This window comes from Pseudoalteromonas sp. NSLLW218 (assembly GCF_015864775.1).
In the GTDB taxonomy this organism is placed as follows: domain Bacteria; phylum Pseudomonadota; class Gammaproteobacteria; order Enterobacterales; family Alteromonadaceae; genus Pseudoalteromonas.
The window spans coordinates 1-17,650 of the sequence record NZ_JADYWO010000017.1; the positions used below are offsets into that span (position 1 = coordinate 1).

Annotated in this window: 17 protein-coding genes; 1 reads left to right on the forward strand and 16 read right to left on the reverse strand. The window is 40.0% G+C overall.

The window, feature by feature from the left end:
* Window positions 1–197: 197 nt before the first annotated feature.
* Both I6E80_RS19325 and I6E80_RS19330 read right to left on the reverse strand, forming a co-directional pair.
* On the reverse strand, window positions 198–1,991 hold the full coding sequence (locus I6E80_RS19325) for a choice-of-anchor I family protein (RefSeq protein ID WP_197186255.1): 1,794 nt from the start codon (window positions 1,989–1,991) through the stop codon (window positions 198–200).
* A gap of 83 nt (window positions 1,992–2,074) precedes the next feature.
* The gene (locus I6E80_RS19330; RefSeq protein WP_197186256.1) at window positions 2,075–3,304 is read right to left on the reverse strand and encodes an acyltransferase family protein; all 1,230 of its coding nucleotides are present in this window, start codon (window positions 3,302–3,304) and stop codon (window positions 2,075–2,077) included.
* A gap of 144 nt (window positions 3,305–3,448) precedes the next feature.
* Between I6E80_RS19330 and I6E80_RS19335 the strand changes: the two genes are divergently transcribed.
* Entirely contained in the window at window positions 3,449–4,291 is an 843-nt protein-coding gene (locus I6E80_RS19335; protein ID WP_197186257.1) for a LytTR family DNA-binding domain-containing protein, read from the forward strand.
* 26 nt (window positions 4,292–4,317) lie between these two features.
* On the opposite strand, the gene glmU is transcribed toward I6E80_RS19335, so the two are convergent.
* The 14 genes from glmU to mnmG all read right to left on the reverse strand — a co-directional run bounded on the left by glmU (window position 4,318) and on the right by mnmG (window position 17,347).
* The gene (gene glmU, locus I6E80_RS19340) at window positions 4,318–5,676 is read right to left on the reverse strand and encodes a bifunctional UDP-N-acetylglucosamine diphosphorylase/glucosamine-1-phosphate N-acetyltransferase GlmU (RefSeq protein ID WP_197186258.1); all 1,359 of its coding nucleotides are present in this window, start codon (window positions 5,674–5,676) and stop codon (window positions 4,318–4,320) included.
* A 304-nt stretch (window positions 5,677–5,980) separates the two neighbouring features.
* The gene (locus tag I6E80_RS19345; protein ID WP_007377666.1) at window positions 5,981–6,403 is read right to left on the reverse strand and encodes a F0F1 ATP synthase subunit epsilon; all 423 of its coding nucleotides are present in this window, start codon (window positions 6,401–6,403) and stop codon (window positions 5,981–5,983) included.
* Between the two features lie 13 nt (window positions 6,404–6,416).
* Window positions 6,417–7,802 carry a F0F1 ATP synthase subunit beta gene (gene atpD / locus I6E80_RS19350; protein WP_024599969.1) on the reverse strand — a complete coding sequence of 462 codons (1,386 nt, stop codon included), beginning with the start codon at window positions 7,800–7,802 and terminating at the stop codon, window positions 6,417–6,419.
* Window positions 7,803–7,835: 33 nt separating this feature from the next.
* Window positions 7,836–8,696, reverse strand: a complete 861-nt coding sequence (gene atpG, locus I6E80_RS19355; RefSeq protein ID WP_008172041.1) for a F0F1 ATP synthase subunit gamma — start codon at window positions 8,694–8,696, stop codon at window positions 7,836–7,838.
* A gap of 60 nt (window positions 8,697–8,756) precedes the next feature.
* The gene (gene atpA / locus I6E80_RS19360) at window positions 8,757–10,298 is read right to left on the reverse strand and encodes a F0F1 ATP synthase subunit alpha (RefSeq protein WP_024599968.1); all 1,542 of its coding nucleotides are present in this window, start codon (window positions 10,296–10,298) and stop codon (window positions 8,757–8,759) included.
* 14 nt (window positions 10,299–10,312) lie between these two features.
* Complete coding sequence (gene atpH / locus I6E80_RS19365; protein WP_024599967.1) at window positions 10,313–10,846, reverse strand: F0F1 ATP synthase subunit delta; 534 nt, start codon at window positions 10,844–10,846, stop codon at window positions 10,313–10,315.
* Between the two features lie 16 nt (window positions 10,847–10,862).
* Entirely contained in the window at window positions 10,863–11,333 is a 471-nt protein-coding gene (gene atpF, locus I6E80_RS19370; protein WP_004335264.1) for a F0F1 ATP synthase subunit B, read from the reverse strand.
* Between the two features lie 41 nt (window positions 11,334–11,374).
* Window positions 11,375–11,617, reverse strand: a complete 243-nt coding sequence (gene atpE, locus I6E80_RS19375) for a F0F1 ATP synthase subunit C (RefSeq protein WP_007585980.1) — start codon at window positions 11,615–11,617, stop codon at window positions 11,375–11,377.
* A gap of 61 nt (window positions 11,618–11,678) precedes the next feature.
* The gene (gene atpB / locus I6E80_RS19380) at window positions 11,679–12,536 is read right to left on the reverse strand and encodes a F0F1 ATP synthase subunit A (protein WP_004335244.1); all 858 of its coding nucleotides are present in this window, start codon (window positions 12,534–12,536) and stop codon (window positions 11,679–11,681) included.
* 15 nt (window positions 12,537–12,551) lie between these two features.
* A complete protein-coding gene (locus tag I6E80_RS19385; RefSeq protein WP_197186259.1) occupies window positions 12,552–12,932 on the reverse strand; it encodes an ATP synthase subunit I in 381 nt (126 codons plus the stop codon).
* A 142-nt stretch (window positions 12,933–13,074) separates the two neighbouring features.
* Window positions 13,075–14,001 carry a ParB/RepB/Spo0J family partition protein gene (locus I6E80_RS19390; RefSeq protein WP_197186260.1) on the reverse strand — a complete coding sequence of 309 codons (927 nt, stop codon included), beginning with the start codon at window positions 13,999–14,001 and terminating at the stop codon, window positions 13,075–13,077.
* A 20-nt stretch (window positions 14,002–14,021) separates the two neighbouring features.
* Window positions 14,022–14,807, reverse strand: coding sequence for a ParA family protein (locus I6E80_RS19395; protein WP_004335235.1), 786 nt, complete (start codon window positions 14,805–14,807; stop codon window positions 14,022–14,024).
* A gap of 14 nt (window positions 14,808–14,821) precedes the next feature.
* Complete coding sequence (rsmG, locus tag I6E80_RS19400) at window positions 14,822–15,442, reverse strand: 16S rRNA (guanine(527)-N(7))-methyltransferase RsmG (RefSeq protein ID WP_007377658.1); 621 nt, start codon at window positions 15,440–15,442, stop codon at window positions 14,822–14,824.
* 15 nt (window positions 15,443–15,457) lie between these two features.
* A complete protein-coding gene (gene mnmG / locus I6E80_RS19405) occupies window positions 15,458–17,347 on the reverse strand; it encodes a tRNA uridine-5-carboxymethylaminomethyl(34) synthesis enzyme MnmG (RefSeq protein ID WP_024599963.1) in 1,890 nt (629 codons plus the stop codon).
* Window positions 17,348–17,650: the final 303 nt, after the last annotated feature.

Here is a 17,650-nt window from a genome sequence, read left to right on the forward strand (position 1 = left end):
GCGAGGGTCAATGTTTTATTTCAGCTTTTTGACAATTAAATGAATTTAGTATGAAAGCTATACAAATAAAGGGCTGCAGGATACTTTTAGTTTAAAAAACACCCATAACTTATGTATCAATTGATGATGTATTCGTAAGGTTTAAACTAAGCTGTATGTTAAACAAACAACACACAGCTTTATTTAAAATTAAAGATTTATTTAGATGCTATTTCCCATACGGCAATAGAGCCTGATATTTCATTTCCAACGATTAAGAGTGGGTTTCCAGTGGCACTTTGCTCTGCTGAAACGAATACTATTCCTTCAGGTGCTAAATCGCCTGTAATATTCGCTCCTTTAATTAAGCCTCTATTATAGAAGTAGTCTTCAAATTGCACATTGTATGGATTAGTAATGTCGTAAGCCATAATACCGCCCATACGTTCTAAACCAATAAAAGCAAATGTACGATCGTCAATTGTACCAATAGCCAGTGCTTCAGGCTCTGCGCCTTTATCATCTGAACGTGAGTCTCCATTGTTTTCATCTTCATTATTGTTAAATGATTCACCATGCACAGATGCTGTTATACGTGCTATATCGTCACCTGAATCAAAAACCACCAGCCCATTGCTATCCCAAATAGTAAAAGAACGTGCGCCATAGCCGTAAAGCGATTCGTATTGTCCGTCGTTATTGGTATCACCTTTTATTGTTGTTACTTTTAAGCGACCAATATCGTTATCGTCGTTATTTAAGTAATCAAAATTAGCAGCAAGATTTAAGTCTTCAACGCGGCTTTCATCTATATAAGCTAAGCAGCCATCGTCTTCATCGTAATCAAGTCCGCCCTTTGCTATACAGTCTGCTTCATCCGTTGTATCAAAAAAGTATTCTCTTGCGTCACCTTCGTTGGCAGTGACTATAAAGTTAGCGCCTTTCCAACTAAAGCTTGAGATAGTATCGGGCTGGTACATACCATAGAGCCCTGGGTATGATTTAAAATTAACGCCGCCATCTTTATCTGAGGCATCAAGTTGTAAGCTTGACCAATTTTTAAAGCCTAAGCCCTTTAGCTCAAGACTGTTGTCTTGTAGGTTAACTATTGCAAGTGCATTGTTTTCTTGAATAGATACATAAGCATATTTGTTATCTTTAGAAATGCTAACGTACTCGGGCTCTAAATCCATAGCTACTGTGGTATTTATTAGATTACCGTTAATAGTACGACCATTTGGATTTGCAAAAACTACCCCTTGCGCTTCTAGTTCGGTTTGTTTGTTGTTATAGGCTTTAAAATCAATATTTATTGCTGTATCGACTATTACATTATTTGTTATATCGATAATACTAATAGAACCTTCAGGATCTACGCTGTAGTCGCCACTTGGTTCACCTTCGTTAGCAACCACTGCCTTTGCGCCATCATGGGTGAACGTCACCATGTCTGGTAAAAATCCGACTGTAACATTTTTAATAAATACAGGTGAGTCGCCGCTTATATCGTAAAAAGCAATTTGACCTTCATCACCCGTGCTTTCAGCAGCCATTGCAACCGCTAGTAAATTATTGTTTTCATCAATAGCAATGCTGTTTGCATCGCCTTGGGTGTTGTCGTTTAAAGGTAGCGTAATGACCGAGGTTAAGTTTGTGGCGCTTATAACCCCTTCGTTATCTTTAACAAGTGCGGCAGTATCAAAGGCGTCTGCGGGTAAAATATTAACAACAGCATCATCACCTGAACTGTTAATAGCGTAAATCCATTTTTTAGATGCTTGATATGCAACTATTTCAGCTGCACCTTCTGGGCTTTGTGCATTTAATACACCTCTACCCACAAGGTTAATATTTAATGCTGAATTGGCATTTATACCATTTAACCCATTAGTTCCAGGTGTGCCCTGTTCTCCCTGTAATCCTTGAGAGCCGTTTTGACCATCGTCACCATCAAGTGAGCAACCAGTAAAAACAGATACAAGTGACAGCGCGATAATTGACTTTTTAAACATGTGATTTTCCTTAGTATTGTATTTGCTAAATATCAACACACCGGCATGACAAGATTATGGCAATTTTAATACAGCCTCTTAGTCTAAGTAATTAGCTTATACGCTAGCGGAGTTATTAAAATTAAAGCGGCCGTATAGCCAATCGTTTTTACAGTCGAGGAATACTCTCGTTTAATTGCAACCCCTAGCAAAGGTCTAAATACATCAATACGTGTAATACCCCATGCAATAACACCGCAAAAAGACCAAGTCCCTGTAATAATAATGAATGGTTCAACAACAGCCCCTAAACTTAAAGGTTGCAGTAAAAAACACAAAATAATCAATATGCTTTGATGCAATAAATAAAAGGGAAACACCCATGTATTGAGTTGCTTTAAATAGTAGATATTAAAATTTAAAAATCGGTGAGCGAGCGCAAGTACAAAAAATACACCTACAACACGTTGAATATTGTAGCTACCGCTTAAAATAAAATGAGGAAGAGTAAACACCTTCTGATAACTTAATATTATAAGTACAAACAAAACCGCAAAACTCAAAGCCAGTAATACCAAGTTTTTATTTAAGCAGTTCCAAAAATAAGTGTTTTTAGCAAGTATGTATCCTGCGAGTAGCAGTATTAAGCCGTTAGTTTCTCTGATTGAATCGCCAGTTAAGTAATGGCTTGTAAATAGTGTGGCAATAATAAGTAAGGTAATTAAAAACCCAAATGATATCCCCCCTTTAACAAAGGCTTTTAAAGGCGCAATAAAGGGCAAGCGTGCAAAAAGAGTTAAAACAATAATGATCAGCATAAATTGCCACAACGAGCGCAAATACCATAAGTGATTTACATCCACATTCGGCCACACACCAGACTGATAATTAATAAAAAGCGTATTGTTAGTCTCTATAAAAGCTAAATAAAATTGCCAATAGCTAATATCAATAACACCTTGCTGTGACATTTCTGCAAACAGCTGTAAAGGCACGATTAACCATAACCCCACCAGCAAGGGTAATAGTAAAAAAATAGAGCGGTATAAGGTGAAATGTAACCAAGACTTAAAGCTGCGTACTTTATCAATCATAAAACGCAGTGCTACGCCCGATATAAACCAAATGAGCAACATGCGCCAAGGTGAAAACACCAACATTAAATATTCAACATACTGTGATGTATAATTACTTTTAAAATGAAATCCCCAGTTTTCGCTATACAACATGCCAATGTGATAAAAAATTAGCAACGCAAATGCGATTACCCTAAGCCAATCAAGATAATATTTACGCGAATTAACTAATGAAGGTTGTTGTGTTTGAGTGTTCATGCTTTTACTACTTTATGAATTTTATGCGTTATTCATACCTAAAGCTCTCGCTAAAACTATCTATAAGTGCTTATATTACAAGCAATAGTGATAAAAGGTGGTATACAGGGATAAGCGTGCCACGTCAGCAATAAGCATACATTTATGAACCTACAGCACTTTCAACGTTTTCAAAGCATTTACGCATCAGTACTACTGTGTGCTTACGTATTAATTAATAATACAGTAAACGCTACAACCCAAATAATGGAAGCCCAAAGAGAAGGGGCTTTAACTTTTTTAGCGTGGGAACCATTTGTTTGGGAGTATTCAAGTGCCTTGAGTACTTTGCTTATATTCCCTATTTTAATTTGGTTTTTAAGATACTTACCTTTTAATTGGCAAAACATTACGGCCTCATTAGGTATGTACTTTGGTGCCTCTATTATATTTAGCGTGTTACACGTTGGTATTATGGTAGGAGTTCGTAAATTCATATATTTGTTGAATGATGGGTCTTACAACTTTGGACTTAGCTGGTTTGAGCTTATTTATGAATACCAGAAAGACGCTATAAGCTTTGTGTTTTTCATAGTACTTATCAAAGTATATCAATACGTGATGCAGCAGTTACTAGGTGAAGCCTCTTCAATTGAAGAAAGTGAGCAACAAACGACATCGACCATAAACCGCTTATTAGTTAAAAAGCTCGGTAAGGAATTCATTATAAAAATAGAGGATGTTGATTGGCTTGAATCGTCAGGTAATTATGTAAACCTACATATAGGCTCACGCATATATCCGTTAAGGGCAACGCTTACAGCATTGAGCAAACAACTTGAAGTACAGGGATTTTGTAGAATTCACCGCAGCCATGGCGTAAAACTCAATAAAGTGGAGTCCATTACACCACTCCCCAGTGGCGACAGTGAAATAAAACTAACAACAGGTAAAGTACTTAACTTATCTAGACGCTATAAAGAGCAATTTAAATTTCAACTTAAATAAAAAGGCTACCTAAGTAGCCTCTATTGTTATTTTTTAACAGGTCGTTTCCAGCCAGTTAAATTACGCTGCTTAGAGCGTGCGATTGCTAGTTGATCATCTTCAACAGTACTGGTGATCACAGAGCCTGCACCAATTGTTGCAGTTGCACCTATATTTACAGGGGCAACGAGTGATGAATTAGAGCCAATAAAGGCATTATCGCCAATAATAGTTTTTGCTTTATTAACACCATCGTAGTTACAGGTAATAGTGCCTGCACCAATATTTACTTTTTCGCCAATTTCAGCATCACCTAAATAACTTAAGTGGTTGGCTTTAGAGCCTTTACCTAATCGGGTTTTTTTCATCTCTACAAAGTTACCAATGTGCGAGTCTTCTTCCATTACAGCGCCAGGGCGAAGGCGAGCATAAGGACCCAGCGTACATTTATCAGCAACTGTGGCATCTTCAATCAGTGTATTAGCTTTAATGACAACGTTATCGCCAATACTACAATTTTTAAGTACGCAGTTAGGGCCAATTTGTACATTGTTACCAAGCGTGACTGTGCCTTCAAAAATAACGTTTACATCGATAAGTACATCTTCTCCGGTGGTAACTGTTCCTCGCACATCAATACGCGCAGGGTCAGCAAGTGTTGCGCCATTTAACATTAACTCTTCTGCTTGCCATGCTTGATAAGCACGCTCTAAGCCTGCAAGTTGTACGCGGTTGTTTGCGCCTTCAACTTCCATTGCATGGTCTGGCTGAGCTGAAGTGATCTCTACACCTTCACGGTGAGCCATAGCAACAATATCTGTAAGGTAGTATTCGCCTTGTGCATTGTTGTTAGATAGATTGCCTAACCATGTTTTTAAAAGCTTACCGTTAACCGCCATAATGCCGGTGTTTACTTCGCTAATAAGTAACTGCTCTGCACTTGCATCTTTTTGCTCAACAATACCAACAAGCTTGCCATTTTCACGCAGCATACGTCCGTAACCATTTGGGTTAACCAAATTAACTGTTAATACCGCTAAACCATTTTTAGGTGTTGTAGCTAATAAGCGCTCAAGCGTTGATTGCTTTGTAAGTGGTACATCGCCGTATAAAACAAGTACGGTGTCGTCGTCATTAATGTGTGGGTTAGCTTGAGCTACTGCGTGGCCAGTACCAAGTTGTTCTGCTTGGAGTACCCAATTTACATCGTTATCGGCAAGTTGTTTTTGTAATAGTTCGCCGCCGTGTCCGTAAACTAAGTTTGTAGTTGTTGCACCTAATGCCATCGCATTATCAATGACATGCTGCACCATTGGTTTACCTGCAACGTTGTGCAGAACTTTAGGTAGAGCAGAGCGCATACGAGTACCTTTACCCGCAGCAAGAATAACTGTTGTTAGAGCCATTAAAACAATTTCCTTTTTTCGTTGTTTTAGCTAAATAAGTTTTATGTTTGATCAGAAGATTACGTAAATCACTTCTTGTGCAAATACTCAGTAGGTTAGTTTATTAGTACTGAATCTTGACTGAAAAACACACTTAATTGAATGGCGTTATTGTAGCGAGGATTGGTTAAGGATATAAGTGTAAATGTGTAGATAACAATCTGATAAACCCATTATTTAGCATTTATAAAAAACGGCTATTAAATATCTAAATTATAGGCACAAAAAAGCCCACTCAAAGTGGGCTTTTAAAAACCGGATAGGCTTACTTGTGACGTAATTGCTGAATTACGCGTAACTGAGCAACTGCTTCTGCCAGTCGCGTAGCCGCTTGCTGATAATCAAACTCAACAGCTGACGAATTCGCCATATGTTCTTCAGCTTCACGTTTAGCTTTTTGTACAGAATCTTCATCTAAATCTTCACCACGAACCGCAGTATCTGCAAGAATCGTGATGTGATTTGGTTGAACTTCTAATGTACCGCCAGCAACATATATCACATCTTCGTGACCAAATTGCTTAACTAAACGTACCATACCAGGTTTAAGGGCAGTTAGTAGTGGAGCATGGCCTAGGTTTACACCCAGCTCGCCTTCACTACCAGATACTTGAATCGATTCAACAAGACCAGAGAACAAACTCTGCTCAGCGCTTACTACGTCAAGATGTACAGTCATAGCTGTCATACTACCCTCCTAGTTACATGCCTTTGGCTTTTTCTTGAGCTTCTTCGATAGAGCCAACCATGTAGAACGCTTGCTCTGGAAGGTCATCAAACTCGCCGTTTAAAATGCCTTTAAAGCCAGCAATTGTATCTTTTAGTGATACGTATTTACCAGACGCGCCTGTAAACACCTCTGCCACGAAGAATGGCTGAGATAGGAAACGTTGGATTTTACGTGCACGAGATACAAGTTGCTTATCTTCGTCAGAAAGCTCGTCCATACCTAGGATTGCAATGATGTCTTTAAGTTCTTTATAACGCTGAAGAACTGTTTGAACGCCACGTGCAATACCATAGTGCTCTTCACCAATTACTTGTGGATCAAGCTGACGTGAAGATGAATCAAGTGGGTCTACCGCTGGGTAGATACCAAGCGATGCGATATCACGTGAAAGTACTACTGTTGCGTCTAAGTGAGCAAAGGTAGTTGCTGGAGATGGATCTGTTAAATCATCCGCAGGTACGTATACCGCTTGGATTGAAGTAATTGAACCCGTCTTAGTAGAAGCGATACGCTCTTGAAGTACACCCATTTCTTCAGCAAGTGTAGGCTGGTAACCTACCGCTGATGGCATACGACCAAGTAGTGCAGATACTTCTGTACCAGCAAGTGTATAACGGTAGATGTTATCTACGAAGAAAAGTACATCGCGACCTTCGTCACGGAACTTTTCAGCCATAGTAAGACCAGTTAACGCTACGCGTAAACGGTTACCTGGAGGCTCGTTCATCTGACCGTATACAAGCGATACTTTATCAAGTACGTTTGAATCGTTCATCTCATGGTAGAAATCGTTACCCTCACGTGTACGCTCACCAACACCTGCGAATACTGAGTAGCCGCTGTGCTCGATTGCGATGTTACGGATAAGTTCCATCATGTTTACGGTTTTACCAACACCAGCACCACCGAATAAACCAACTTTACCACCTTTAGCAAACGGACATACAAGGTCGATAACCTTGATACCTGTTTCTAAAAGTTCAACTGAACTTGATTGCTCTTCGTAAGAAGGCGCTGCACGGTGAATAGACATACGGTCTTCTTCGCCGATTGGACCCGCTTCATCGATTGGCTCACCAAGTACGTTCATGATACGACCAAGTGTTGCAGTACCAACTGGAACTTGAATCGATTCACCTGTATTCATAACTAAAGCACTACGACGTAAACCATCAGTAGTACCCATAGCGATAGTACGCACTACACCGCCACCTAGCTGTTGTTGGACTTCTAAAGTCAAACCAGCTAAATCGCCATCTGTAACTCTTAGTGCGTGGTATACCGCTGGCACGCTATCTTGTGGAAATTCAATATCCACAACGGCGCCGATAATTTGGACGACCTTACCTAAACTCATGTCTATTCCTCTCGTTAATCTTTACCCGAAGCATTAAACTGCTGCTGAGCCAGAACAAATCTCACTAATTTCTTGTGTGATTGCTGCTTGGCGAGCCTTGTTATAAACAAGCTGTAGCTCATCCATAAGGTCACCTGCGTTATCAGTTGCAGCTTTCATTGCAACCATACGAGCAGCTTGTTCAGAGGCAGCATTTTCTACTACACCTTGGTATGCTTGAGACTCAATAAAGCGTACTAACAAAGACTCTAAAATAGCCTCTGGGTTTGGCTCGTATAAGTAATCCCATGTGTGAGCAGATACTTCTTCTTCAGCTTTTGGCAAAGGGAGTAACTGATCTATAATTGGCTCTTGCTTCATGGTATTAACGAACTTGTTATATACCAAGAATAAACGGTCTATTTTGCCTTCAGAAAATGCATCAAGCATTATTTTTACAGGACCAATAACATCTTGTACTGAAGGTTTATCTCCTAGGCCCGCTTTTTTAGCGAGTAGTTGACCACCAAAACGTTGGAAGAAACCAGCTGCTTTACTACCTAAAGTAGCAAATTCAGCATCAACACCTTTTTCTTTCCACGCTTTAACATCAAGTGCAACTTTCTTAAACTCGTTTGAGTTTAGACCGCCACACAGACCACGGTCTGTAGAGATAACAATATAACCAACTCGTTTTACTTCACGATCTTTTAAGAACGGGTGAGTAAAATCAAGATTTGCTTGAGCAACACGACCAATTACTTCACGTAATTTGTCAGCGTATGGACGGCTTGAAGCAACGCGTTCTTGCGCCCTTTTCATTTTAGACGCAGCAACCATTTCCATTGCGCTAGTGATCTTTTGAGTATTTTTAATACTCCCGATCTTGCTTTTAATCTCTTTTCCGCTGGCCATGACTCTCTCTCCGAATCAAGGTGTGCTTTAGTTTCCTAAAGCGCACCATTAATAACTAAATTACCAAGTTTGCGTAGACTTGAACTTCGTTAGAAGTTCTTTAAGCTGCGCTTCGATCTCGGCATTTAAGTTACCAGTTTCATTGATTTGAGCCACAAGCTCTGCGTATGTGCTACTTGCATAAGAAAGTAAAGCAGCTTCAAAGTCACCGATTTTCGAGATTTCGATGTCTTGAAGGAAGCCTTTTTCAGCAGCAAATAACGACAAAGACATATCAGCAACAGACATTGGCGCGTACTGTTTCTGCTTCATTAGCTCTGTTACACGCTCACCATGCTCAAGTTGAGCACGAGTTGCATCATCAAGGTCAGACGCGAACTGCGAGAACGCAGCTAATTCACGGTACTGAGCTAGGGCTAGACGGATACCGCCACCTAGTTTCTTAACGATTTTAGTTTGTGCAGCACCACCAACACGCGATACCGAGATACCAGCATTTACTGCCGGACGGATACCTGAGTTGAATAAGTCAGTTTCTAAGAAGATCTGACCATCGGTGATAGAGATAACGTTAGTCGGTACGAACGCAGAAACGTCGCCGCCTTGAGTTTCAATGATTGGCAATGCCGTCAATGAACCAGTTTTACCTTTTACTTCACCATTGGTGAACTTTTCAACGTAATCTGCGTTTACACGCGATGCACGCTCTAAAAGACGAGAGTGAAGGTAGAATACGTCACCTGGGTATGCTTCACGGCCTGGTGGACGCTTAAGTAGTAATGAAATTTGACGGTAAGCAACTGCTTGCTTAGACAAATCATCATATACGATTAATGCGTTTTCACCACGGTCACGGAAGTATTCACCCATAGTACAGCCCGCGAACGGTGCTAAGTACTGAAGTGCCGCAGATTCAGAAGCAGATGCAACAACTACGATAGTATTTGCTAGTGCACCATGCTCTTCTAATTTACGAACTACGTTTGCAATAGTAGACGCTTTTTGACCAATCGCAACGTACACACACTTAACGCCTGTGTCTTTTTGATTGATGATTGCATCGATTGCTAGTGCAGTTTTACCTGTTTGGCGGTCACCAATGATAAGCTCACGTTGACCACGACCAACTGGAATCATCGCATCAATAGATTTATAACCAGTTTGAACTGGCTCATCTACAGATTTACGCTCGATTACACCTGGTGCGATTTTTTCTACAGGTTCAAACCCGTCGTTATCTAGAGCGCCTTTACCATCGATTGGAGCACCTAGTGTGTTTACAACACGACCAAGTAGACCAGGACCAACAGGAACTTCTAAAATACGACCAGTAGTATATACTTTTACGCCTTCAGTAAGGTCAGCGTACGGACCCATTACTACTGCACCAATTGAGTCGCGCTCAAGGTTTAGTGCGATAGCATAACGGCTGCCAGGAAGCTCAATCATTTCACCTTGCATACAGTCAGCAAGACCGTGGATGCGGATGATACCGTCAGTAACAGATACAATAGTACCTTCGTTACGAGCTTCACTTACAACTTCGAACTTCTCAATACGTTGTTTGATCAGATCTGAAATTTCAGTGGAATTAAGTTGCATGCTCTTTTTCCCAATTACGATTGTAGTGTTGTAGCTAAGCGGCTTAATTTACCGCGAATAGTACCGTCGATTACAGTGTCGCCAGACCTAATAATAAGTCCGCCAACCACTGACGCGTCTTCACTACAATTCAGCTTAACTTTGCGTGCGAAACGTTTTTCAAGTGCCGCTACCAATGACTCTTGCTGCGCAGCAACAAGAGGAGTTGCAGAAATCACATCTACTTCGATTTCTTTATCGTATTCTGCTTTAAAATCAGCAAATAACTGTGCAACTTCAGGTAGAGCTATCAAACGTCCATTTTCAGCCATCACCTTAACTAGGTTCTGACCTTGTTCGTTGAGCTGCTCAGCACAAAGTTGAATAAATAATTCAGCTTGTGCAGTAGCTGTAGGCATACTCGCTAAAACAGATGATGCTTGCTCATTGCTGGCTACGTGGCCAGCAAAGAACAACATATCGTTCCAGCTTTCAAGAGTGCCTTTCTCAACGGCAAGTTCAAAAGCCGCTTTAGCGTATGGGCGAGCGATAGTAGTCAAATTAGACATGCTCATACCCTCCTAATTACAGCTCAGCGACAAGTTTTTCAACGATGTCACTATGTGCGGCTTGATTAATTTCACGCTCTAAAATACGTTCTGCACCAATCACTGCCAGCGTTGCTACTTGCTTACGTAGCTCTTCTGTTATGCGATTACGTTCAGACTCAACTTCAGAGTGCCCTTGAGCAATGATACTTTCACGCTCTTGCTGACCACGAAGTGTTTCTTCGTCAACAATTAGCACTGCACGCTTTTTAGCTTGATCAATGATATCAGCCGCTTGAGCTTTTGCATCTTTAAGCTGTTCAGCAGCTTTCTTTTGCGCAAGTTCTAAGTCTTTTTCGGCTCTATCAGAGGCAGCTAAACCATCTTCGATTTTTTTCTGGCGAGCTTCAATTGCACCGTTTAGTGGTGGCCATACGTATTTCATACAAAATAATACGAACACCGTAAACGCAATCAATTCACCGATAAGAGTGGCGTTTAAATTCACAACCGCTCCTCCTTAAATAGTAAGCTGTTCAAAAAATAAAATTAAAGTACGAACAACAATACCATAGCGATACCAACACCAATCATTGCTACAGCATCGATTAGACCAGCAAGAATAAACATCTTAACTTGTAGCGAAGGTGCAAGCTCAGGTTGACGCGCACATGCTTCAAGGAATTTACCGCCCATGTTACCAAAACCGATTGCTGTGCCGATTGCACCAAAACCGATTAGTAAAGCTACTGCGATGTATTTTAAGCCTGTTAATAATTCTAAAGCTTCCATTTATTTCTCCAAAGTTTCAATTGTAAAGTTAAAAGTAAAAGTAAAATTGTAAATCTAAAAATTAGTGATTATCTGAACTTGCCATGCTTAGGTATACAATCGTAAGCATCATGAATAAGAATGCTTGTAATGTAATAACTAGAATATGGAATACAGCCCAAACAAAGTGCAACGGTAGTTGCATAAAACCGATAGCGCCGATCAAGATGAAAATCAACTCGCCAGCATATAAGTTACCAAACAAACGTAGTGCTAATGAAAACGGTTTAGAAACGAGTGCAATCAGTTCAAGTAATAAGTTAAATGGTATCAAAATAATTTGAACAAACATGTTATTTGAGCTGAACGGATGAAGCGTTAACTCTTTAATAAACCCGCCAATACCTTTTATTTTGATTGAAAAACCAACCATTAGTATAAATACACCCAGCGCTAGCGCTGAAGTCATATTAATGTCAGTCGTTGGTACAATTTTCATGTACACATCGTGTGAATCCATGCCAAATGCAGTCTCACCAACGAAACCTGCAAATGCTGGAAGGAAATCAACGGGTATTAAATCCATTAAGTTCATTAAGAACACCCAAACGAAAATCGTTAAGGCTAATGGTGCAATAAGTTTGCTTTTACCATGGAAAGTATCGCGTACGTTGTCACCAACAAATTCTACGATTATTTCAATAAAACACTGAAATTTTCCAGGTACACCTAGTGTTGATTTTTTAGCGGCACTACGAAAGATCCATAAAAATATAAGACCTAAACCGATAGACCATGCAAGGGTATCTATATGCCATGTCCAGAATCCACTGTCCGTACATGCTTTATTGAAGGCGAGACCTGTATCGGTCGAACACATCTTAGCATTGGTCAAATGGTGCTGGATATGGCCAGATAGAGTAACTTCTTCTGCTGCCATGTTATATCCCAAAAGTTAATGTTTAAAAAAAACGGGTGCGAACAATCCAGTAAAGAGCGCCAGTATATAAGTACTAAAAAAGGGTAATAAAATTACCGGAAAATGCTTCAGTACTAGCGCAAACAATACAATTGTTAGCATAAACTTTAATCCGTTGCCGCGTTTCAACGAGGCATACGCTTGATTTGCTCGACTTGCACCCATATATCTGAATGCATAGAGTGCAAATACAAAGTGCGGAAGTACTGCTACAGCTCCACCAGCGAGTGATGAAGACGCGGCATTGACTCCCGAACTAAAAAAAATAATTACAGCAGCAACTAATGCTACAACACCCTGAAGGCAAATTAACTTTAATACGGCAAGTCGATATGGACTCGCTAACTTATCAGTCACGTTTAGTTAACCTTTATTGCGTTCTAATTGTTAGGGTGTGAAAACTGGCGAAATTATACTTAATCCTGCCAGTTTTGCAACTTGAGTAGATGCTTTGTAACACGAAATAGCTACAAATGTCCCTTTTTAGACATGTAGAAAACTAATGGTGGGTATTGTCGTGATTGATACGATTTAAAATGCCGTCAAGTTCATCTAGGTTAGTATACGAAATAACCAGTTTACCTTTGCCTTTTTTATTGTAGTTAATCTCTACTTTAGCACCTAGGTTTTCAGCGAGTTGTTGTTCTAACTGCTTAACATCTGGATCTTTTTCGGTTATTTCTTTGGCAGGTATAGGTTCTAAAATTGAACGTACGAGCTTTTCAGTTTCTCGAACTGTTAATGCTTTAGCGACAGCTAAACGAGCAGCATCTGACTGCGCTTCACCTTCAAGAGCCAAAAGACAACGAGCATGGCCCATTTCAATATCGCCATGCTCTAACAGAATTTTTACATCGCTATTTAGATTATTTAAACGAAGTAAGTTAGTTACTGTGGTACGTGATTTGCCCACCGCATCAGCTACTTGTTGATGTGTTAATTCAAATTCTATTAGTAAACGGTTAAGTGCAACTGCTTCTTCCATAGCATTTAAATCTTCACGCTGAATATTTTCTATCAGTGCAATCGCAACGGCAGCTTCATCAGGTACATCTTTAATAATACAAGGTACTGTTTCAAGCTTAGCTATTTGCGCTGCGCGCCAGCGACGTTCACCAGCAATAATTTCAAAGCTATTATGTGCAATAGGGCGCACAACAATAGGTTGAATAATACCTTGTGAGCGAATAGAACTAGCAAGCTCTTCTAGCGCCTCTTCAGACATGTCTTTACGAGGTTGGTATTTACCAGAGTGTAAAAACTCTATTGGAAGTTTTTGTAATTCACTGTTATTTGGCCCAGCTGCATTTTTTACAGCTTCAGTCACGTTTGATGTGTCTTGTTCCTTGCTTGCGCTCGGTGCAGGCTTTGACGAACTTAAAAGTGCATCGAGTCCTCGGCCTAAACCTCGTTTTTTAGCAGACATGTTATTTTTTTACCTCAAAGTTAGGCGACAACGGACGCTGTTTTTTCTTTTCTGCGTAACATTTCACCAGCGAGTGCTAAATAAGCTTTAGCGCCACTTGATGCCCGGTCATAGTACATAGCAGGAGTACCAAAACTAGGTGCTTCAGCTAAACGAACATTGCGCGGGATCACCGTACGGTATACTTTATCGCCAAAATGTTGTTTTAATTGTTCTGATACATCATTTGCCAAACGGTTACGCGGGTCGTACATAGTACGAAGTATGCCTTCAATTTGTAAGCTAGGATTCACTAACTTAGCAAGCTGCGTAATCGTATCCATTAATGCAGTTAACCCTTCAAGTGCATAATACTCACACTGCATTGGCACTAAAATAGAATCAGCAGCAGCCATTGCATTAACAGTTAACATATTTAGAGAGGGTGGACAGTCGATAAAAATAAATTCGTACTGGTCCTGAATTTTTTCAAGTGCGTTACGTAAACGCACTTCACGGGCAAACAATTCCATCAATTTAACTTCTGCAGCGGTTACATCACCGTTTGCAGCAATCATATGGTATTCACCAGACGTTTCTTTGATTATAACGTCTTCTATAGGTTTATCTTCAATAAGTAAGTCGTAAATAGTTGGCACGTCGCCATACTTATCTACGCCACTACCCATAGTCGCATTACCTTGCGGATCGAGATCAATTAACAGCACTTTACGTTTCGTTGCAGCCATAGACGCAGCGAGGTTAACAGCGGTTGTAGTTTTACCCACTCCACCTTTTTGATTTGCTAATGCGATGACTTTTGCCACGGTGTCTCTGATCCCTAGTCTTTAGAAAGAATAATTAAATGTCGTTGTGCATCTAACTTAGGTACTTCTAATGCAATTTTTTGCTCAAACTTAACGCCTGCAGGCAGTGACTCTAGCTCTTCGCTAGGGAACACTCCTTTAAGTGCTATAAATTTACCCGAATGATCGATTAAGTGCGAACACCAGTCAACCATATCTTGTAATGAAGCAAATGCACGACTTAGTACGCCGTCTAATTTAACACTTGGTTGATATTCTTCAACTCTTGACTGAACCGGGGTTACATTATCAAGACCAAGCTCATGTTTAACATGCATTAAAAATCGTACACGTTTACCTAAGCTATCTAATAACACAAAATGTGTATTAGGTAATGCAATTGCTAATACGATACCCGGTAATCCAGGACCCGTTCCAACATCAATATAATGATGACCGGGTAAGTGAGGCGCAACAACTAAGCTATCCATAATATGCTTAATCATCATTTCTTCAGGTAAGCGTACTGAGGTTAAGTTATAAGCCTTATTCCACTTATTCAATAACTCGACGTAACGAACTAGCTGTTGCTGTTGTTTTTCTGTTAGCGCAATATCAGTTTGCGCTAACAATGTAGTTAATTGTTGCTGTAACACTATGTACCCTTACCGTTACGCGGATTTGCGTAATAAGCCTTGCTTCTTCAGATACACTAATAATAGCGAAATCGCCGCTGGGGTGATACCAGAAATACGCGATGCTTGACCAATAGTGTCAGGACGCGACTCAATAAGCTTGGCAACTACCTCATTTGACAAACCAGATACGGTTTTATAATCAAACTCTTTTGGTAAAATTGTTTGCTCATGACGAAGCTGTTTGTTGATCTCATCTTGTTGACGCGCAATGTAACCTGCGTACTTAGTATGGATCTCAACTTGTTCAAGTGCCGCTTTGTTTGTAAATTCAGATCCTAACCCTTCTATAGCCATAAGATCGTTATAACGAATCTCTGGGCGACGAAGTAATTCTTCTAAACTTGCTTCACGTGTAAGCGGTGTTTTCAGTAATGCATTTACTTGATCTACAACGGCGTGATCTTTATGAATCCACGTATCTTTAATGCGTTGCTTCTCTTTTTCGATAATTTCCATTTTTTCGTTAAATGCCTGCCAGCGTTCGTCATTTACTAAACCTAGCTCACGGCCTTTTTCAGTTAAACGAATATCAGCGTTATCTTCACGAAGTAATAAACGGTATTCGGCACGACTGGTAAACATGCGGTATGGTTCTTTTGTACCCAATGTTGCTAAGTCGTCGATTAATACACCCACGTAAGCTTCATCACGACGTGGTGTCCAAGAATCTTTGCCTTGCACTTTTAGTGCAGCATTCATGCCTGCAATTAAGCCTTGTGCACCCGCTTCTTCATAGCCGGTAGTACCGTTAATTTGACCCGCAAAAAACAAACCTTCAATAAATTTAGTTTCTAAAGATTGTTTTAAATCACGTGGATCAAAGTAATCATATTCAATTGCATAGCCAGGTCGACAAATATGTGCATTTTCAAAACCTGTAATCGATTGCACAATCTCAAGTTGTACGTCAAACGGTAAACTAGTCGAAATACCATTTGGGTATAATTCGTATGATGTTAAACCTTCAGGCTCAACAAATATTTGATGTTTATCTTTATCTGCAAAACGAACAATTTTATCTTCAATTGAAGGGCAGTATCGTGGACCAATACCTTCAATAACACCTGAGTACATAGGTGAGCGATGTAAGTTTTTGCGAATAACATCATGTGTTTTTTCGTTTGTGTAAGTTATGTAACACGGTATCTGTTGTGGGTGATCAGATTGTTTACCCATAAACGAAAACACAGGTGTTGGCGTATCACCAGGCTGTGCTTCCATTTTTGTAAAATCAACAGTACGTGCATCAATACGTGGTGGCGTACCTGTTTTTAAACGATCAACTCTAAATGGATGTTCACGTAAGCGATCAGCTAAAGCGATTGAAGGGGGATCGCCTGCACGACCGCCTTTATAATTTTCTAAACCAATATGAATTAAGCCGCCTAAAAAAGTACCCACGGTTAAAACAACACTTGGTGCACTAAAACGTAAACCCATTTGAGTTACTACGCCAGTAACACGATCGTTTTCAACAATAAGATCATCACATGATTGTTGAAAAATCTTAAGGTTATCTTGGTTTTGTAATGTTGTTTGAATAGCCGCTTTGTACAAAGCGCGATCTGCTTGTGCTCGAGTAGCACGAACAGCAGGTCCTTTTGAAGAATTTAGTGTACGAAATTGGATCCCGCCTTTATCAATGGCCTGTGCCATTGCACCACCAAGCGCGTCGATCTCTTTTACCAAATGACCTTTGCCAATCCCACCAATTGCTGGGTTGCAAGACATTTGACCAAGGGTATCCATATTGTGAGTCAGTAGCAGGGTATTCATCCCCATGCGGGCAGCTGCTAATGCGGCTTCAGTGCCAGCATGTCCACCACCTACTACGATAACGTCAAAATTTTCGTGAAAAATCATTAATGGGATCCTACTTAAATCAAACCGGTAAACTTCAAAAGGGAGCGTATTCTACCTAGAAATTGGCAGAAGATAAATGATTAAACAAAGGGCAAGATCTAAGTATGTGATCTCTAATAATATAAAGGATCTTTTAAAGAGATCTTTAATTACTATTACTACTACTGATCGACTTTTCTGTTGATAAGGTTTAGATCTTCATTTAAAACATGAAATTAGATCAGATCTAAAGGTGTTAATATGATCGGAACATCCAGCAAATAAGCTCTGATCAAAAAGGTACTTTATGCACAGGGTTGAATC